Source organism: Halomonas sp. ALS9 (genome assembly GCF_001651035.1).
Classification (GTDB): Bacteria; Pseudomonadota; Gammaproteobacteria; order Pseudomonadales; family Halomonadaceae; genus Vreelandella.
In genome coordinates, this window is sequence record NZ_LXRG01000054.1 from 494,027 (window position 1) to 512,752 (window position 18,726).

An 18,726-nucleotide genomic window follows, 5' to 3' on the forward strand; every position below is an offset into this window, starting at 1 on the left:
TATGAAGTGGCTTATCGTAGGGTTGTGCCTCCTAGTTGGCTTGTATATTTCAGCAAATGTGGGGCTAGGGCTTATGAAAGGATATCCAGTGAAAGATATGGACTGGAATGAGAATGGGAGGGTCGAGTTGACTGAGCTAATGAGGGCCAAGGATATAGGGCTGAGAGAATTGGAAAATGGCTGCAAAGAATATTTTCATTATAAAGATGGGCAGCCAGTTAGAATAGTTTGTCCTTCAGAAGGATAGGGCGGTCTAAAGTATAGTGGTCAACTAACACCTGACAATAGTTTAATATTTTTCTCATCTATAATGGGAGAAATACTATTGTCAAAAGAATGAGGCCTCTGCTGATCGTAACAACCAATTAAATAATCACTAATACTGGAGCGGGGTTACCACCAACCTCAGCCAGCTAGATCACCTAACGAGGCTGTAGAAAAACCCGATTTCGAGCCGCCTCCACTGCCTGTTGTCCTTATTTACCCCGCCGGTCATCTGGGTGAGTAATTTTAATATCGGCATTTAGCCACTTGAGCGCCCAGCTAAAGCTTGTTGAAGACGGTTTTTTGCTCTTAAAAAGCAACTTATCCCGCTCTAAGCCCTTCATGACGCGGCACACGGCCACCGATACGGTCTGACTGCCCCGGCCTGGACTTGACCCAATGCCCTGTACCAAGTGGCCCAGCGCCGTCTCAACACCAGCACCAATGACCATCACCAGCCATTAATTCTGGAGTGGGGTTACACCAATCTCGGCCAGTTAGCTCACCTCCCCCTGCGCAGCCCGGACACCACCAGCCAACAGAGCTATCAATACGACGCCCTGGGTCGGATGAGCTTCCGCAGCCTGCAAGGCGATCCAGCAGAAAAAGTTATCGCCTGAAGCCAACACAGCGATAATGCCCACCGCGACTCGGTGGATGCGGCGAGGGATCGGTTAGAGCAGCAGTAGGCACTGCCCGATTTAGTCGAATTCAGGAATCACAACCGCGTCGACTACAATGTAATTGCTCACATTTAACTCGGCGACAAATACACCAAGTACACTGCTATTGTTTACTTCATTTCCTATGCCTTGTCCCCCTGATCAACCTCTGGCGGTGTCCAGATCGGCACATCCTCCCGTTGGGGTTCTGGCCAATCCTGCTGCATGGCGCTATTCAGCGACTCTTCCAGCTTCATAAATAGCTCGCCGTAGCGAGGACTGAAACTGATGCCTTCTTCGATCTCTTTCCAGGCGTTAAACAGCTCGTCTTCGTGGTCATCTTCGTTCTGTACAAAGGCCCAGGTCATTTGCTTGGCGCGCATGGGGTGCACGCCCATGGCTGTCAAAGCATGGCCCCCTAACTCCAGCGCTGAATGGTAGGTTTCGCTGATTACATCGTCGGCCCCTGCATCGCGGAGCTGATAGCCGTGGCCGCGATCAAAGGCGCGGGCCAATACCCAGACATGCGGATAGGCGTGCTTTACATGCTTGACCATCTGCACGGAGCGGTCGCGATCATCTAGCGCGATAACCAGCAAACGGGCATGCTCAATCCCTGCCGTTTCGAGTAAGTCAGAGCGGCTGGCATCACCAAAGTAGCTTTTAATATTAATTTTTCGCAGGTTTTCGATCTGCTTGATCTCGTGATCCAACGCAACAATGGGAATATTATTAGCGCGCAACAAACGGCAAATGATTTGCCCAAACCTCCCTACCCCCGCAACGATAACCGGCGCCTGCTCTTCAATCGCATCGGCCTCTCGGTCGTCGTTTTTGGTTGTTTGGTAACGCGGTAGCACTAAGCGGTCGTAAGCTATAAAAAGCAGTGGTGTTAAGAACATTGAAAGCGCGACAACCAACGACAGTACCTGGGAGATATCAGTAGGAATTACGCTGTTTTGGACGCTATAGGTGAGCAGCACAAAGCCAAATTCACCGGCTTGGGCAAGGCTTAACGTAAACAGCCAGCCGTTGCTGCCATGCACCCGGAATAGCAGTGCCAAGCCCAGCAGAATCACCCCTTTTACAACGATAACCGCCACGCCTAATGAGAGTACCGTGCCCCACTCTGCCGCCAGCACCGAGAAGTTGATGCCCGCGCCGACGGTAATAAAGAACAGCCCCAGAAGCAGGCCTTTGAAGGGTTCAATATTGGCTTCCAGCTCGTGCTTAAACTCGCTATTAGCCAGTACTACGCCGGCCAAAAAGGCCCCCAAAGCAGGAGATAGATTGACCACACTCATCAGTGCAGCGATGCCAATGACCAACATCAGCGCCGTGGCGGTAAACACCTCACGAAGGCCAGAGCCAATGACATAGCGAAACAACAGCGGCACTAAATAGTAGCCCCCGGCTATCACGCTGGCGATAGCAGCTACGACCACCAAAGCGTGTGCCCAGCCGGGCAAGCCTGCAACCAAGTTTAAACTGGCATGGCCATCATCAACGCCCACACCCATTAATTCCGGCAGCGCCAGCAGCGGAATCAACGCCAGCATAGGGATCACCGCGATATCCTGGAACAGCAGCACCGAGAAAGCGCTGCGCCCGCCTTCTGTTTTGGCGAGTCCCTTCTCATTGAGTGTTTGCAGCACAATGGCCGTGGAAGAGAGCGCAAAAATTAACCCCACTGCCAGTGCAGTTTGCCACACAAGTCCCAGCCACCAAGCCATGGCAGTGCCTGCAGCGGCCGTTAGCACTACCTGAAGCCCACCCAGACCGATCAACCGCACGCGCATCGCCCAAAGCCCCTTGGGATCAAGCTCCATACCCACCAAAAACAGCATCATCACCACGCCAAACTCGGCAAAGTGCTGAATAGTGGTGGTCTCCTGACCCACCAATCCCAGAATTGGGCCAATCACCACCCCAGCAACCAAATAACCCAGCACTGACCCCAGGCCGAAGCGTTTGGCGAGCGGTACCGCAATCACCGCGGCGACAAGGTAAATAAAGGCTTGAATAAAATAGCCGGTCATCGAATTCCCTTAATGTAAATCAACACGCATTGCTTGACTTTTACGGCCAATAATATAACGTACTAGTACGCTAGTACACGATTATTAACCGGTCTTGACCATGCCCTCAAACGAAGACTACCAGGCTGAGCTAATTGACCATCTGCTCGCCATTGATTCACCTAAGGCAATGGACGCAGCGCTGGCTAGCCTGCTAACGCCTGCAGAGTACCAAGAAATCAGTAAACGCCTACAGATTTTTAGACTACTGCGTGACGGTGTGCCCCACCGCAAAATTGCCGAAATCCTGGGCGTGGGTATCGCTACGGTGTCACGGGGCTCCCGCGCCTTAGCAACGTTACCTGCTTCAACATCGCCACATTCTTCTCAATCTTCTTCACAGCCTTCTTCACTACTTTCATCACCACCCTCTTCACGGAATGATGCATCATGACCACTGCCAATACACAGGCCGTATCAGGCCCGCAGCCTTTTACGCTGCCACGCAAACCGCACTACGTGACCTTGGCGGCGGACTGCGATTTTTTTGCGCTGTTTCAAAAAATCGAGCGGCAATTTTCTACCTGCTACATGCTGGAGTCCCTGGGCGAAGACAGCCATATGGCGCGCCACTCGATCATTGGCTTTGACCCCGAGTACACGCTTTACGCCAACGGCCAAACGCTGACCATCGAAGACCGCAAAGGCAATGCCAACCACTACTCCAGCGATAACCCCTACGAGCTGCTGCGCAGCCTGATCCCGCAAAATATTATTTCGCGTAAATACGCTGGCGGACTAAGCGGTTATCTCGGTTACGATGCCATGCAGTACTTCGAGCCATCGCTAACGCTTAAAGCCAGCGATGATTTCGATACGTTTCGCTTTGGGCTTTACAAAGATGGCCTGATTCTCGACAAGATGACCGGGGAAGTCACCTACTTCTACTACGACAACAGCCGCTACGACTTTCTGCAGACGCTGATCAGTGCAGACGATGAGCCAGCAGGCCCGCTGCAGATCACGGCACTCGGCGACACCATGAGCCAGGCAGAGCACGCTGAGGCAGTGGCCAAGGTGAAGCAGGATATTATTGACGGCAAGGTGTTCCAGTGTGAGGTCGGGTTTAAAAAGCGCTTTCGGATTCAGGGCGACACTTTGGCGTTGTACGACCAGCTACGCACCATTAACCCCTCGCCGCAGATGTACTACGTCAAATTTGGTGAACAGAAGCTAATTGGCGCCAGCCCTGAGCTGCTGTTCCGGCTGCGCCAAGGGGAGATGGAAACTTTTCCCCTCGCAGGTACCACGCTGCGCGGACAAACGCCTCAGGAAGACACCCAGCTCGCCCGGGCGCTGCTCAACGACCCTAAAGAGATCGCCGAGCACAATATGATTGTGGATCTACACCGCAATGATATTGGCCGAGTAGCGCAGTTCGGTACGGTGAAGGTGCGCAGCCTGATGGACATCAAGCGCTTCAGCCACGTGCAGCATATCTCCAGCGAGATCGTCGGCATTATCGCCGAAGGCGAGGATATGTTTACCGCGCTGGCCAGCAATTTTCCGGCGGGCACCCTCACCGGTGCGCCAAAAATCGAAGCGATGAAAATTATCGATGACTTGGAAACCGACGGTCGCGGCCCCTATGGTGGTGCGGTAGGTCAGTTTTCGTTCAACGGTGACTGCACCTTTGCAATCCCCATCCGTACCGTGTTTGTTAACGGTGAGCGCGCCTACGTGCAAACTTGTGGTGGCAACGTCTTCGATAGCAACGCTGAAGATGAGTACGAAGAGATTCGCCGCAAATTTGCCGGCACCCGCAAAGCCCTTGCCCCTTTTATGAAAACGGACATGGAGCGCCCAGCATGAAAGTACTGATTATCGATAATTACGACTCCTTCACCTATAACCTCTATCAGTTTATTGGTGAGATCTTAACCACGGAGAAGAATCGCGGCGGGCTGGCCAACTTTGAGATATCCGTTAAGCGCAATAATCAAATTGATTTCCAAACCATCGAAGCCATGGCACCGGATCGCATTATTATTTCCCCTGGCCCTGGCTCGCCGGATGACCCGCGCTACTTCGGCGTCTGTGCTGAAGTGATAGAGAAACTAGGCAAAACCACACCGCTGCTGGGCGTTTGCCTGGGCATGCAGGGCATTGTGCACGTGTTTGGCGGCAAGGTAGTGAAGGCGCCGCTGCCCATGCACGGCAAGATCAGTCCCATCAACCACAATAACGCATCGGTGTTTAACGGCGTGCCCGACCAGCTTGAGGTAATGCGCTATCACTCACTGATTGCCGATGCGGCCACCCTGCCCGAGTGCCTGGAAGTGACCGCCACCGTTGGCGCACTGGAAGCTGATAACTTTGAGCAGCGCAGCGGCTGGCAAGCATTGGGTGAATTCGAACTGATGGGCGTGAAACACCGGGAGTACCCGATTCACGGCATTCAGTTCCATCCGGAATCGTTTGCCACCGAAGGCGGTAAAGAGCTGATTGCTAATTTTCTTTTCGCGCCCAACGATCAAGCCACAGCGTAAGCACCAAGTATAGGATGGCTAAATGGGTGGCTAAATGAGACTCAATGAAACAGTTAGCCACCCTGCACAGACCAGATTCACGACAACCGTCAGCCAGAACGTAACTTGAAAGGCGGTTTTCTGGGTTTTATGCCGCAGCTGCTGCTGAGCCAGGAGCGCACCCGGCCACCCACCCACTATCCCAAGCAGATGTAACGACTTCTCACTCACCCGACGGCGGTTTTTAATCGCCGCCTTTTTGTCGATGGCATACGTGATATAAGCGATAACGCTCATCACAGCGTAAAAGGCGACGATTGGAATCACAGTGGAGACTCTTAAAGGGTTAGGAGCTACTTGCGTCGCTGAGAAGGTTTGCCGCCCACCGCTGGCTTACCGCGGCCTTTACCAACGGGCTTACCTTTAGCACCAGTCTTGCTTTTAACACCGGGCTTACCGAGGGCTTTACCGCCCTTGGGGTGCGGCTTACCTGGCGCATTGCCTTTCGGGCCGGTGCTAGCTTTTCCGTTAGCTTTTCCGCTGGCGGCTTTTTTACCTTTGGGAAGCGATTTAGCCCCGGCGGCCTTGACACCAGCCGCCTTCGCGCCTGCTTTGGCCGGACGCCCTTTCGCGGAAGGCGGTTTTGCCTTTCCTGCGCCTGAGCTGTAGTTGGGTCTTTCCGGCTTAGCTTTACTTTTCTTCTCGGGTGCCGCCTCTGAGCGTTCGGTCAGGGCGATAATGGTATCGATCTCTTTGGCAGTCAGGTCGCGCCAGTCTCCCAGGGCTAAGCCTTTTAGCGACACATTCATGATGCGCGTGCGAATAAGCTGGGTAACTTCGTAGCCGAAGTATTCACACATACGGCGAATTTGCCGATTGAGCCCCTGCACCAAGGTGATGGTGAACACAAAGGTGGACTCTTTTTGCACCTTGCACCGCTTGGTCACCTTGCCAAGAATCGGCACACCGCTCTGCATGCCGTCGATAAACTCGTCGGTGATCGGCTTGTCCACCGTCACCTGGTACTCTTTTTCGTGGTTGTTATTGGCGCGCAAAATCTTGTTAACCAGATCGCCGTTATTGGTTAAAAAAATCAGCCCCTGGGAGTCTTTATCGAGCCGCCCAATGGGGAAAATACGCACGCCATGCTTCACGAACTCAACGATATTATCCTTCTCGCTGGACTCGGTGGTACTGACAATGCCCACCGGTTTGTTCAGCGCGATAAGAACGAGATCCTCCTCCTCCTGAGGCTCGATCTCCTGACCGTTAACCTTAACCAAATCCCCCGCCACCACCTGATCACCCGTGGTCGCGCGGCGGCCATTAATCCACACATTGCCCTGCTCCACAAAGCGGTCGGCCTCGCGGCGGGAGCACATGCCACTTTCGCTAATGTACTTATTGATCCGGGTAGATTTTCGCAACGACATATAACGCCATATGGCTAAAAGAGAATAAAGAAACGCTTAAAAAGACGAGCCGGGCTGCTTTAGAAAGTTCAGCTCTTCATCGCTAGAGGCCCGCCCTAGCAATGCATTGCGGTGCGGGTAACGCCCGAAACGATCAATAATCGCTTTGTGGCGGACTTCAAAATCGAGATTGCTCTCCAACCCCGGCTGGTCAAATAGCTGCATCGCCCGCTCATGAATAACCACAGACTCGCTATGCATATAGGGCATATACAGAAACGCCCGCTGCACGCTGGAAAGCGGAGCATCGGCTCCAACGGCCACTGCCTCCTGGGCCAGCGCCAGCGCTAAGGTATCGGTGGCAAAGGCGCGCGCGTCATTGCGGTAGATATTGCGCGAGAACTGATCCAGCACAATAATCTCAGCGAGCCGCCCATCGGCCGTTTGCCGCCATGGGTAACACTCGCACTGCGCGGCTTGGGCATGCAGTGCGCCAAACCGCTGCAAGATCATCCGATCCATCTCAGGGTCTTTTTTAAACCACTGAGCAGGCGTCAGCTCCTCAAACCAAAAATCGAGTACCGCTTGAGCATCTGAGGGCATTGACGCCTCCTTCTTAGCGTAATTAAGAAACTAGCCGGTGTTGCCTGGCCCGTGTTACCTAGCCCGTGTTACGTAGACCAGCAGCAATCCCCGCCATGGTGACCATGAGTGCACGGGAAAGATCCGCGCTAATCGCCCCATCGGCATCACGGTTACGCTGCAGCAGCTCTGCCTGAAGGCCATGGAGCGGGTCGATGTAGGGGTTACGCACATCGATCGCCTGACGAATCAGCGGCGTATTCTCCAGCAGTTTCTCCTGCTGCAAGATATCCAGCACTGCATCTTCCAAACGCCCAAAACGTTCACGCAGCTGTTTACCCAACGCTTTCAGCGAGGGCTCGTCGACTAAGCGGTGCTCGTAGTAAGCGGCAATCGCTACGTCGGCTTTGGCCAGCAGCATCTCAAGCATGTCCAGGTAGGTGCCGAAGAAAGGCCACTCGTTGCGCATCTCCTGCAACACATCACGGCCGCCGGGCTGCTCCAAACGCCGTGAGAAGGCTTCGCCGCTGCCCAGCCACGCGGGTAGCATTAAACGAATCTGCGTCCAGGCGAAAATCCACGGAATAGCGCGTAGGGTTTCGACCCCACCGTCCTGACGCCGCTTGGTGGGGCGGGAGCCTAGTGGCAGCCGGCCCAGAGCACCTTCTGGGGTGACCGCCCGGAAATAAGGCACAAAGTCCGGGTCTTCACGCACGACGCCTACGTAGGCGGCATGCGCTACCTGGGCGAGCTGATCCATCTCTTCACGCCAGTGGGGTTCTGGAGCACGAGGTGGCAATAGCGTGGCTTCCAACACCGCGCAGGCGTAGATCTCCATGGAGCGTAGGGCAATATCCGGCTGACCAAACTTGAAGCGAATCATCTCGCCCTGCTCGGTTACCCTTAGACTGCCGTTTACCGAACCTGGGGGCTGGGAGAGAATCGCCGCATGAGCCGGGCCGCCGCCGCGGCCAACGGTGCCGCCGCGGCCGTGGAACAGGGTTAAATCAACACCGTGGCGGTTACACACATTTACCAATGACTCCTGGGCGCGGTACTGCGCCCAAGCAGCGGCCAACTGCCCGGCATCTTTGGCCGAGTCGGAATAACCGATCATTATTTCCTGGCGGTCATCAATCAGCGAACGATAGCCGGGTATCGCGAGCAGTTGATCCACCACATCGCCTGCGTGATTAAGGTCGTTAAGGGTTTCAAACAGTGGCGCAATAGGTAGCGTTACCTGTCCGCCAACCTCTTTCATCAGCAGCGCGACGGTGAGCACATCAGAAGGCTCAGCGGCCATGGAAATAATGTACGTCCCCAGTGCTTCAGTTTGCTCCTGGGCGATGACTTTGAAGGTATCCAGCACCTCTCGGGATTCCGCAGAGCACTCCCAGCGGCGCGGAATCAGCGGGCGTCGTGAGGCCAGCTCGGCGAGCAGAAACTCCTGGCGTTTGGCTTCGTCCCACTCCTGGTAATGACCCAGACCCAGGGCGCTGGTCAGTTCCTCAATGACCTGGGCATGGCGGCTGGCTTCCTGACGTAGGTCAAGCTTGGTCAGCGTCACACCAAATACCGCTACCCGGCGCAGCGTATCCAGCAACGCGCCGTTGGCGATGGTGTCGAGACCCACATCACACAGCGAGCGGTAGCAGGCGAGCAGTGGCGAATAGAGCTGATCGCGGGTTTCGATAATCGGCCCGCCGTCATAGTTATTCCCCTCCAGCTCAGCCTTGGCCCAATCGCGGGTTGATTCCATCTTCGCAAGCAACCGCTTCAACACTTCGCGGTAAGGCTCAGCGACATCGCCCGCTTCAGCTTTGAGCGCGCTATTGGCCTTCCACATGGAGAGCTCGGTTTTGAGCTGCTCAAGATCGCGCAAATAGAGGTCGGCAGCCATCCAGCGGCCCAGTAGCAATACTTCGCGGGTCACCCGTGCAGTTACGTTGGGGTTACCGTCCCGGTCGCCGCCCATCCAGGAAGCGTAGCGTATCGGTGCTGCATCCAGGGGCAAGCGCTCGCCGGCGGTATCCAGCAGCAGGTTGTCCAGATCCCGGTGAAAGTCAGGCACTGCCTGCCACAACGAGTTTTCGATCACCGCAAAACCCCACTTGGCTTCGTCCACCGGGGTGGGCCGCTCGTGGCGGATCTCGTCGGTGTGCCACGCCTGACTAATCAGCTCTTCCAGGCGCCCTTGGGCGCGGGTGCCACGCTCGGGATAATCTTCAGAGCTCTCGATGGCGGTTAAACACTCATCGATGGCGTCATATTTTTGGATCAAGGTGCGGCGAATAACTTCGGTGGGGTGGGCGGTGAGCACCAACTCTACGCGCATATTAGCGAGGGTTTCGACCAGATTACGCGGTGAGTTACCCGCCTTCTGGGCGCGTTCAAGCAGTTCCCCCAGCACTGGCTGAGAGCCAGGCTTGTAGTCCTCTACCCGGCGAAAGCGTGCCCGGTAGTGCTGTTCGGCAATATTGGCAAGGTTTAAAAACTGGTTAAAGGCTCGAGTAACCGGCAGCAGGTCGCTCTCGGGCAGCTCACGCAGGTACTCGATTAATTCGCGCTGCTGCAGTGAATCGCCTTGGCGACCGCGCTTGGCGTGGGCGCGAATGGTTTCAATTTTATCGACAAATGCTTGGCCCAAATCATCGGCAATGGTGCGCCCCAGGCTATCGCCCAGAATGCGCACGTTATCGCGCAGAGATTCGTGTAGGTCGTGACTCATTGGCATGGCCTCCTTGCAGGGGTCGCATCATTATTAAATCAGGAATGGGTAGGTTGTTTTTCTTGTGACTGAAGTTCTTGAGACTGAAGCTCTTGTGCTTTTGCCGCCTGCCAGTGGGCTTCCATTTCGTCTAGGGAAGCCTCTGCTAATGGCCGCTGGGCAGCGCTCAGCTCGCGCTCGACAAAACGAAAACGGCGCTCAAACTTGGCATTGGTAGCGCGCAGGCACTGCTCCGGGTCGGCATTCAGCGTGCGGGCAAGGTTGGTGACTGCAAATAGCAGATCGCCGACTTCTTCTTGCGCATGCGATTGATCACCGGCGGCGAGCGCTTCTTCCACTTCGGCCAACTCTTCACGAATTTTATCAATCACGCCGCGGGCGTCGGGCCAATCAAAGCCTACTCGCGCTGCGCGTTTAGACAGCTTGGCAGCGCGGCTAAGCGCGGGCAGCGTGCGCGGAACATCGTCGAGCACAGAGGGCCGTTCTACGGCTCTCTCGGCACGTTCTTCGGCTTTCAGTGACTCCCAGCGGCTATTCACCTGCTGGGTTTGCACCTCTTCGGCACTCATTCCTGGCGGGCGCCGCGAGGCCAGGGTGCCCTCTGGAAATACGTGTGGATGGCGGCGTAGCATTTTGGCGGTCAGCGTATCGACGATATCGGCAAAATCGAAGCGCTGCTCCTCCGCACCGAACTGGGCGTAGTAAACCACTTGAAAAAGCAGATCGCCTAGCTCACCGGGTAGCTCGTCAAAAGCGCGCCGTTCGATGGCATCAGCGACCTCGTAGGCCTCTTCCAGGGTGTGGGGCACAATGCTGTCCCAATCCTGCTGAAGATCCCAGGGACAGCCTTGCTCGTGGTCACGCAGCACCTGCATCAATGTCAGCAGGTCATCGATACCATGGCGCATTACGCACCTCCCTTACGCGCTTGCTGCTCTGGGTCGGCGTTGCGCAAACGGCGCACTTCGGTAACGTTAGGCAACTGCTGAATACGCGAGAACAAGCGCCCCAGTGATTCAAGGCCATCGACTTCCAGCGTGATACGCAGTCGGGCAATGCCTTCATCGGTATCGGTTAGCGTGTTCACCGCCAGCACGTTAACTTTTTCATTACCCAGCAGCCCGGTAACGTCGCGCAACAGACCGGAGCGATCCCAAGCCTGAATTTCAATGGTTACCGGATAACGGGTTTGGGCGCGTTCGCCCCACTCCACTTCGATAATGCGCTGGGGCTCATCCAGACGCAATTGTAGAATATTGCTGCAGTCCTGACGGTGAACGGTCACACCGCGCCCCTGAGTAATAAAGCCAATAATCGGCTCACCGGGCACCGGACGGCAGCAGTTGGCCATACTGGTTTTCAGGTTGCCGACACCCAGCACAGTGATATCACTTTTGGTGGCCTTGCTGGATTGGCGTTTTGGCTTGGCGAGTAGGCGGTCGAGCTGCTCTTGATCATCGCTTTCACCAAATAGCTGCTGGGCCTGGTGCAACACTTGACCAATGCGCAAGTCTCCGGCGCCGATGGCGGCGTACATATCATCAGCATTGAGGTAGTTAACCGCCTTGGCCAGCCTGGGCAGGTCGAGGCCCTCAACGTCCAGGCGGCGCATTTCGCGGTCAAACAGCACGCGCCCTTCGTCTAGATTTTGATCCCGCGCCTGATGCTTGAACCATGCTTGGATTTTGGCCCGCGCCCGTGAGGTGCGCACATAGCCCAGGTTGGGGTTTAACCAGTCGCGGCTCGGTCCGCCCTTGGTGGCGGTGAGAATTTCTATCTGCTGGCCGGTTTTAAGCTTGTAAGTGAGCGGCACGATGCGCCCATTAATTTTGGCACCCCGGCAGCGGTGCCCAATCTCGGTATGCACCCGGTAGGCAAAGTCGATCGGGGTGGCAATACGCGGCAAATCGATGACGTGGCCGTCGGGGGTAAAGACATAGATACGGTCAGGTGCCACATCGCTGGAGAGCCCTTCTCGCAGGTCGCCAAAACCACCCACCTCGTCCTGCCACTCCAGTACCTGACGCAGCCAGGCAATTTTCTCTTCGTAGCTACGGCTTTTGGCGTTGGTATCGTGGCCTTTGTAACGCCAGTGGGCGCACACGCCCAGCTCCGCTTCGTCGTGCATGGCGAAGGTACGAATCTGGATTTCGAGCACCTTGTTTTCTGGCCCCATCACGGCAGTATGCAGTGACTGGTAGCCGTTCTTTTTGGGGTTGGCGATGTAGTCGTCAAACTCGTTCGGCACGTGATGCCAGCGCGAGTGAATAATGCCCAGTACGGTGTAGCAGTCGGCTACTTCTGGCACTAGAATTCGCACTGCTCTTACGTCGTGTACCTGAGAAAAATCGATCCGTTTGCGCTTCATTTTACGCCAGATCGAGTAAATATGTTTGGCCCGACCGTCCACGTCGTAGCGGTGGATGTGCTGCGCTTCCATCAACGCTTTGATGGTTTCTACGACATCGTGGATATAGCGGTCGCGATCAAGGCGCTTCTCCGCCAACAGTTTGGCAATCGCCTTGTACTCGTCTTCGTGCAAATAACGAAACGATAGGTCTTCCAGCTCCCACTTAAGCTGACCGATGCCCAGGCGGTGGGCCAGCGGCGCGTAAATATCGGCAACTTCCCTGGCCACCTGTAAGCTTTTTTCCCGGGGGGCGTCTTTTACTTGGCGTAAGGCGCAGGTGCGTTCGGCAATTTTGATCAGCGCCACGCGTACATCACCGACCATATTGACCAGCATCTTGCGCAGGTTTTCCTGCTGGTTGTGCTGGCCCATCCCATGATCAGGCGCCAGCGGGTAGCTAATAGCGGCCATTTGCAGCACGCCATCAATCAGGCTGGCCACTTCTTCGCCAAAGCGCTTTGATACAGACTCAAGGCTCAGCAACCCTTCCCTTACGCCACGGTAGAGAACGGCGGCCTCAAGCGTCGCTTGATCTAGCTTCAGTTCGCCTAGGATATCAGCCATTTCCAGACCCATGCGAAAGCTAGAGCCTGGCGATAGCCATACGCGATGGGTGCGTGGGGCCTCAAGCTCCAACTTTTCGGCAAGTTCACAGGCAGCGACTAAACGCTCAGGCTCAGGTAGACGCACATCCTCCTGAAGGCGCGTCAACCATTGCTGTATGTCCACCTTTCCGCTTGTGGTTAGCGGCTGGTCTTCACGCACTTTCACCATGACAATCACTTATCCTTTCAGGGAGACGGTCTCTACACGGCCGTCACCGTGGCTTGATGCGGCGGGGCAACACAGGCCCCCTAGCCTTGCAACAGCAGCCTTGCAACAGCAGCTTTATAACATCCGCTTTATAGCATCAGCTTTTAACATCATTTTTTAACATCAGCTTCAAACAGCATCAGCGTTTCCATATGCGCAGTGTGAAGGAACATATCCGCAACTGCTACTTGCTTGACCCGGTAACCTGCATGCACAAGATGTGCCGCATCTCGGGCAAGCGTCGCTGGATCACAGGAAATATAGACCACTTTGGGCACCGGATGATGGGCCAGCGCTTGGCAAATTGCCTCTGCGCCGCTGCGCGGTGGATCGAGCACCAGCGCATCACTATCACCATGCACAGTTAACAACTCATTAACGCCGACGGCGTCGCTCAAATCGGCCTGCTGGCCGCTGACCATGAGCTGATTGCGCTTAGCATTTATGGCAATGCGCGCCACCATGGCGAGGTTGCCTTCCACCGCATGAACCTCAGCACCTGCGCCCGCCATAGGCAGGCTGAAATTACCGATACCGGCAAACAGATCGAGTAGTTTCTGCCCTGGTTGTGGCGCTAGCCACTGGAGAATCTGGGCGACCATCTGCTGATTAACCTGGGCGTTAACCTGTAAAAAATCCCCCGGCGCAAAACTTAAGCTCAGCGGGGGTTGGCCGTTAACGGTTAGCACCTCTTCTAGCGTCGGCGCTGCGCCATGCCAGTGCAGAGCAGGTGTTTCACGCCCCAACCAAGTGCCCAGCGCTACTCCCTGCTGCTGCGCAAAAGCCTGCCAGCGTTCGGCGTCTTTTCCGTGCTCCTTTAACTGGCGCACCAACACCACCTGGGTTGTAGGCGTTGCCAACAGTTCGATATGGCCTACCTGACGCGGAGCCTCCAGGGTTTTCAGTAACTCGCGCAGGGGCGTTAGCAGCTGCTGTAAGGGATCGACCAATACCGGGCAGCGCTCGATATCCACTAGGCGGTGGCTGTGGGCGGCGCGAAAGCCAAGCCGCGTATTGCCCTGGCTATCAACTTTGACGCCCAGCCGCGCACGGCGACGGTAGCCTTGATCATCCCCCTGAATTGAGCCGATCTGGTCTAGCGTAATGCCTTGACGCGCAAAGAGGTCGCGCACTACTTCGCGCTTATGGGCACGTTGGGCATCGATATTCAAATGCTGCAAATCGCAACCACCGCAGTGACCAAAATGCGGGCACGGCGGTGTGACGCGCTGCTCCGATGTCGTCAGCAGTGATTTGAGATGCGCTTCGTCAAAGCGCTTGCGGGTGAGGTGAATGGCGACATCCACCTGTTCGCCGGGTAACGCCTGATCAACAAACACGGTTTTACCGTTGGCAGCGTGGGCAACGCCACGGCCATCGTGGGCCAAGCGTTCAATTACCAAGGGCGATGTACCCTCCGTAGCCGTATGCCGTGTTTTGCCGCCTGGCGTGCCCGCTAGCCCAGAATGACCTGACGCAGGCCTGGGCGGCCGCCGTTTTCCCAACATGGCCATGGTTATACTCCTGGGGCAAAAAGGCCAGTTGAGAGATAGCGGTCACCACGGTCACAGACGATAAACACAATCACCGCATTTTCGGTCTGCTCAGCGATGCGCAGCGCACCCGCTAGACTGCCTCCCGATGAGACCCCGGCCAGAATGCCCTCTTCACGGGCCAGACGACGCATATGCTCTTCTGCTTCCTGTTGGCCAATATCCAGGGTGACATCCACCCGCGGCGCTTCAAAAATAGCCGGTAGGTAAGCTTGTGGCCAGCGGCGAATACCGGGAATGCTAGCGCCATCGGCAGGCTGCAAGCCGACAATTTGAATGGCTGGGTTTTGCTCTTTCAAATAGCGCGACACGCCCATAATGGTGCCCGTCGTACCCATGGAGCTGACGAAGTGAGTCACTTCGCCACCGGTTTGCTGCCACACTTCGGGCCCGGTGGTGCGGTAGTGCGCCAGGGGGTTATCCGGGTTAGCGAACTGGTTGAGCGGCTTCCCCTCACCTCTGGCAATCATGCCATCCGCAATATCCCGAGCCTCTTCCATGCCACCGGCTTTGCTGGCAGAAATTAATTTAGCGCCATAGGCCGCCATTGCCTGCTTACGCTCTTCCGAGGCGTTTTCGGGCATAACCAACACCATCTGATAGCCTTTAATCGCCGCTGCCATGGCTAACGCAATACCGGTATTGCCTGAGGTTGCCTCAATCAGCGTATCGCCAGGGGTAATATCGCCCCGCGCTTCGGCTTCATTGATCATGGAGAGCGCAGGGCGGTCTTTGACCGACCCGGCGGGGTTATTGCCTTCGAGCTTGGCCAACAAGGTATTGTTACGCCCAGCGCTAATGCGCTTCAGGCGTACTAGGGGCGTGTTGCCAACCACATCTTCTAGCGTGGGATAGCCCTTGAGATAGCCCTTGAGATCGTTCATGAATATTCCTTATCGTCACCGTTATGCTGCATTATATCGGTGCTGCCTTGGGCTGGACAGGCAACCTCCTTGAATCAACGAGCTCTTTTCATGTCTTTGAACACCCGTCTTCTATTTGCCTTACTCGGTTTTCCGCTCCTGGTGTACGCCATGATGGCCGTACTGCTGGTCATACAGAGTGATACACAAGCCCGCGCAGCACAGCAAGAGCGCTTAGAAAGTGCTGGCGAGTTGCTGGCTCCAAGCCTTACTGACGCGGTTACAGCGGCTGATGCCCAGCGTCTGGAGGCCTTGGCGCGCCAACTGCTCAATATGCAAGAGCTGCGATCGGTTGCGCTTTTTAATCAACAAGGCGATCGTCTTTTACAGCTGGGGCAATCCAGTTCTCCTCTGCCTAGCGCCCCCGCTGTTAATCAACTGATCATGGAGAAGGAAGCTTGGCGGCTACGTTTGCCACTAAATGCTTCTCAGAGCAATGCATACCCGATCAGTACAAGCCAGATTCGAACCAGCCAGCTTCTAGCAAACGATACTAGCGTTGGCTGGCTAGACATTGAAATGGACACCCGAGCGTTAGCCTTGGGACGCTATAAACTGATTGCCAGCCTCAGCTTAGGCGGCATGTTACTTGGCCTGCTGCTATTTTTAGTTGCTTTCGCCATCAGCCGCTATACCACCCGCCCTATTGAAGAAGCCAACCAAGCCCTTTACCGCCTATCCCGCGGGGACTACCGACTAAGTATGGCACCCTCTAATGCAGCAGAACTTCACCAGCTGAGTAGCCATATTAACGCCCTGGCCGAGCACTTTCAGCAGGCCCAGCGGAATATGCAAACACAAATCGAGCAGGCTACCAGCGAGCTGCAAGAGTCAATGGAAACCATTGAAGAGCAGAATATCAAGCTCGATCTAGCTCACCGCAGCGCGCTGCGAGCGAACGCTGTAAAGTCTGAATTTTTAGCCAACATGAGTCATGAGATCCGTACGCCGCTAAACGGCATTATCGGCTTTTGCCGGTTGCTGGGCCGTTCGTCGCTGGATACACGACAGCAGGAGTGGCTACAGCACGTGCATCGCGCTTGCGACAATCTGCTTATGCTGGTTAACGACGTACTCGACTTTTCCAAGCTTGAAGCGAATCGCCTCACCCTGGAAGAGGCGGATATCGATATTGTCGCGCTGGTTGACGAAGTGGTAGGGCTGCATGCTCCAGAAGCCCAACATAAACAGCTTCATTTGGTGGCCATGGTATATGACGACGTACCTACACCGCTGACCGGCGACCCACTGCGTATTCACCAAGTATTGAACAACTTAATTGGCAATGCGCTCAAATTCACCCATGAAGGCGAAGTAATCGTGCGCGTCATGCTGGATAACCTGGAAGGCCAACATGTGGTGCTCAATATCAGCGTCAGTGACACCGGAATTGGCCTAAGCGACGCCCACCAAGAAGCACTGTTTAGCGCCTTTTCTCAAGCAGAGCCCAGCCATTCGCGACAGTTTGGTGGCAGTGGCCTCGGCCTTACTATTTGCCGACAATTGATTGAACGCATGGGCGGAGAGATTGAGGTGAAGAGCAAACTGGGTAAAGGTACGACCTTTTCTTTCACGCTGCCCATGCTGGCTCACAAGGCTATCGAACGGCCACCTGAAATCAGCCTGGCCAATCCGACTATTCGTTTATATGAGACTCACGCACCGACCCGACACGTACTCGAGCATTTACTGCAGCGCTGGGAAGCACAGCCGATCGCGTTTGATGCCTCTGAGCCAGCGAGACTGCTGATATTAGGGTTGGAACACAGCGACTTTAGTCCCGAATGGCACTCCCACTGGCAAACGGTGATTGATCAAACGCCCTGCCCCACTTTGGTTTTAGCCAATGGCAACAGTTTTGACCTGCCACCACTGCACTTAACCCATGGGGGTGAAACCCTCTACAAACCCTTTTCCCGTGCTCAACTGGTGGCGTCGCTTAAGCAACTCCTCTTACCTGCACTTCTGCCAAATAAAAGCGACCAGGAATTACTAGCACTACCAGCGGCATCCCAGTCACTCAAACTATTGATTGTCGACGATAACGCGCCGAACCGAGAGCTGCTCAAAAGTATGCTTGAAGACTCAACCCTGCATGTCATTACGGCAGAAAGCGGCCGCCAGGCGCTAGAATTCGCGCGCAACAGTAACGTTGACATGGTGTTAATGGACATTCGTATGCCAGAAATGGATGGCGTGCAGACCACCCAGGCGCTGCGCCGACTTAGTAGCACCTGGGCCCGCTGCCCGATTATTGCCGTTACCGCCCATGTGCTAAGCAGTGAGCGTCAGCAGTGGCTCGCGGAAGGCCTTGATGACGTGCTGATAAAACCAATTGACGAGGCACAGTTAGACCAGTTGCTAAAGCGCTTTTTGGGGATTACTCATCGGCTGGCCACCAGTAATGCAACGATGTCCTACTTACAGCGCGAAAGCAGTACCAATAATCCACGCTTTAGCCACGAAACTCCCGCCACACTGCCCGTCGTTGATCTTGAGATAGGCGCACGCCTAGCAGGGGGTAAAGAGTACTTGGCGCGAGAACAGCTAAAACGCCTGATCGACAGTTTGGATGAGAGTGAACAGCATATGCGCGCTGCTTTTGCCCAAAAAAACTTACCCACGCTACTCGATTGGGTACATGGACTCAATGGCGCTAGCCGCTACTGCGGTGCGCCTGAGCTGGCATTGCTGGTCGAGACCCTGGAAACTCGACTACGTACCAGCGGCTTAGACCATGTTGAGGGGCTATTGGAAGACCTCTACCGGGCAATGGCACGGTTGCGTGCACATCGTCCATTACTGCTTAGACATTAAGTACTTATGCATTAAG

Annotated in this window: 15 protein-coding genes; 6 read left to right on the forward strand and 9 right to left on the reverse strand. The window is 55.3% G+C overall.

Annotated features, from left to right (window positions below; translation table 11 throughout):
- Position 1: 1 nt before the first annotated feature.
- Both A6R74_RS22730 and A6R74_RS22620 read left to right on the forward strand, forming a co-directional pair.
- On the forward strand, positions 2 to 247 hold the full coding sequence (locus A6R74_RS22730; protein ID WP_064233125.1) for a hypothetical protein: 246 nt from the start codon (positions 2 to 4) through the stop codon (positions 245 to 247).
- A 430-nt stretch (positions 248 to 677) separates the two neighbouring features.
- The gene (locus tag A6R74_RS22620; protein ID WP_125410283.1) at positions 678 to 884 is read left to right on the forward strand and encodes a hypothetical protein; all 207 of its coding nucleotides are present in this window, start codon (positions 678 to 680) and stop codon (positions 882 to 884) included.
- Between the two features lie 185 nt (positions 885 to 1,069).
- On the opposite strand, the gene A6R74_RS03865 is transcribed toward A6R74_RS22620, so the two are convergent.
- On the reverse strand, positions 1,070 to 2,965 hold the full coding sequence (locus A6R74_RS03865; RefSeq protein ID WP_064233127.1) for a monovalent cation:proton antiporter-2 (CPA2) family protein: 1,896 nt from the start codon (positions 2,963 to 2,965) through the stop codon (positions 1,070 to 1,072).
- A 100-nt stretch (positions 2,966 to 3,065) separates the two neighbouring features.
- Here A6R74_RS03865 and A6R74_RS22160 point away from each other — a divergent pair, with 100 nt between their 5' ends.
- Genes A6R74_RS22160 through A6R74_RS03875 form a run of 3 tightly spaced genes read left to right on the forward strand, consistent with a single transcriptional unit; the run spans position 3,066 to position 5,493 of the window.
- Positions 3,066 to 3,398, forward strand: coding sequence for a Trp family transcriptional regulator (locus tag A6R74_RS22160; RefSeq protein ID WP_082906587.1), 333 nt, complete (start codon positions 3,066 to 3,068; stop codon positions 3,396 to 3,398).
- On the forward strand, positions 3,395 to 4,816 hold the full coding sequence (locus A6R74_RS03870; protein ID WP_064233128.1) for an anthranilate synthase component I family protein: 1,422 nt from the start codon (positions 3,395 to 3,397) through the stop codon (positions 4,814 to 4,816). Before A6R74_RS22160 ends, A6R74_RS03870 begins: the two co-directional genes overlap by 4 nt.
- The gene (locus A6R74_RS03875; RefSeq protein WP_064233129.1) at positions 4,813 to 5,493 is read left to right on the forward strand and encodes an anthranilate synthase component II; all 681 of its coding nucleotides are present in this window, start codon (positions 4,813 to 4,815) and stop codon (positions 5,491 to 5,493) included. Before A6R74_RS03870 ends, A6R74_RS03875 begins: the two co-directional genes overlap by 4 nt.
- A 30-nt stretch (positions 5,494 to 5,523) precedes the next feature.
- Here A6R74_RS03875 and A6R74_RS03880 read toward each other — a convergent pair whose 3' ends face one another.
- The 8 genes from A6R74_RS03880 to cysM all read right to left on the reverse strand — a co-directional run bounded on the left by A6R74_RS03880 (position 5,524) and on the right by cysM (position 15,854).
- Positions 5,524 to 5,799: a DUF1294 domain-containing protein gene (locus tag A6R74_RS03880; RefSeq protein WP_064233130.1), complete on the reverse strand. Its 276-nt coding sequence runs from the start codon at positions 5,797 to 5,799 to the stop codon at positions 5,524 to 5,526.
- A gap of 26 nt (positions 5,800 to 5,825) precedes the next feature.
- Complete coding sequence (gene rluF, locus A6R74_RS03885; RefSeq protein WP_064233131.1) at positions 5,826 to 6,905, reverse strand: 23S rRNA pseudouridine(2604) synthase RluF; 1,080 nt, start codon at positions 6,903 to 6,905, stop codon at positions 5,826 to 5,828.
- A 36-nt stretch (positions 6,906 to 6,941) separates the two neighbouring features.
- A complete protein-coding gene (locus A6R74_RS03890) occupies positions 6,942 to 7,487 on the reverse strand; it encodes a DUF924 family protein (RefSeq protein ID WP_064233132.1) in 546 nt (181 codons plus the stop codon).
- 58 nt (positions 7,488 to 7,545) lie between these two features.
- Positions 7,546 to 10,194, reverse strand: a complete 2,649-nt coding sequence (gene ppc, locus A6R74_RS03895) for a phosphoenolpyruvate carboxylase (protein WP_064233133.1) — start codon at positions 10,192 to 10,194, stop codon at positions 7,546 to 7,548.
- A 38-nt stretch (positions 10,195 to 10,232) separates the two neighbouring features.
- Positions 10,233 to 11,102, reverse strand: a complete 870-nt coding sequence (gene mazG / locus A6R74_RS03900; RefSeq protein ID WP_064233134.1) for a nucleoside triphosphate pyrophosphohydrolase — start codon at positions 11,100 to 11,102, stop codon at positions 10,233 to 10,235.
- Positions 11,102 to 13,378: a GTP diphosphokinase gene (gene relA / locus A6R74_RS03905; protein ID WP_064233135.1), complete on the reverse strand. Its 2,277-nt coding sequence runs from the start codon at positions 13,376 to 13,378 to the stop codon at positions 11,102 to 11,104. The genes mazG and relA overlap by 1 nt, the downstream gene beginning before the upstream one ends.
- 149 nt (positions 13,379 to 13,527) lie before the next feature.
- Positions 13,528 to 14,931: a TRAM domain-containing protein gene (locus A6R74_RS03910; protein WP_064233136.1), complete on the reverse strand. Its 1,404-nt coding sequence runs from the start codon at positions 14,929 to 14,931 to the stop codon at positions 13,528 to 13,530.
- A gap of 2 nt (positions 14,932 to 14,933) precedes the next feature.
- Positions 14,934 to 15,854, reverse strand: coding sequence for a cysteine synthase CysM (gene cysM / locus A6R74_RS03915; RefSeq protein ID WP_064233137.1), 921 nt, complete (start codon positions 15,852 to 15,854; stop codon positions 14,934 to 14,936).
- Between the two features lie 90 nt (positions 15,855 to 15,944).
- Between cysM and A6R74_RS03920 the strand changes: the two genes are divergently transcribed.
- The gene (locus A6R74_RS03920; RefSeq protein WP_064233138.1) at positions 15,945 to 18,710 is read left to right on the forward strand and encodes an ATP-binding protein; all 2,766 of its coding nucleotides are present in this window, start codon (positions 15,945 to 15,947) and stop codon (positions 18,708 to 18,710) included.
- Positions 18,711 to 18,726 lie beyond the last annotated feature (16 nt).

Coding starts and splice junctions, on each gene's coding strand:
- relA (WP_064233135.1), bottom strand. CDS start 13,378: ATGGTGAAAGTGCGTGAAGACCAGCCGCTAACCACAAGCGGAAAGGTG.
- ppc (WP_064233133.1), bottom strand. CDS start 10,194: ATGAGTCACGACCTACACGAATCTCTGCGCGATAACGTGCGCATTCTG.
- A6R74_RS22160 (WP_082906587.1), top strand. CDS start 3,066: ATGCCCTCAAACGAAGACTACCAGGCTGAGCTAATTGACCATCTGCTC.
- mazG (WP_064233134.1), bottom strand. CDS start 11,102: ATGCGCCATGGTATCGATGACCTGCTGACATTGATGCAGGTGCTGCGT.
- A6R74_RS03890 (WP_064233132.1), bottom strand. CDS start 7,487: ATGCCCTCAGATGCTCAAGCGGTACTCGATTTTTGGTTTGAGGAGCTG.
- A6R74_RS03920 (WP_064233138.1), top strand. CDS start 15,945: ATGTCTTTGAACACCCGTCTTCTATTTGCCTTACTCGGTTTTCCGCTC.
- A6R74_RS22730 (WP_064233125.1), top strand. CDS start 2: ATGAAGTGGCTTATCGTAGGGTTGTGCCTCCTAGTTGGCTTGTATATT.
- A6R74_RS03870 (WP_064233128.1), top strand. CDS start 3,395: ATGACCACTGCCAATACACAGGCCGTATCAGGCCCGCAGCCTTTTACG.
- A6R74_RS03865 (WP_064233127.1), bottom strand. CDS start 2,965: ATGACCGGCTATTTTATTCAAGCCTTTATTTACCTTGTCGCCGCGGTG.
- rluF (WP_064233131.1), bottom strand. CDS start 6,905: ATGTCGTTGCGAAAATCTACCCGGATCAATAAGTACATTAGCGAAAGT.
- A6R74_RS03875 (WP_064233129.1), top strand. CDS start 4,813: ATGAAAGTACTGATTATCGATAATTACGACTCCTTCACCTATAACCTC.
- A6R74_RS03910 (WP_064233136.1), bottom strand. CDS start 14,931: ATGGCCATGTTGGGAAAACGGCGGCCGCCCAGGCCTGCGTCAGGTCAT.
- cysM (WP_064233137.1), bottom strand. CDS start 15,854: ATGAACGATCTCAAGGGCTATCTCAAGGGCTATCCCACGCTAGAAGAT.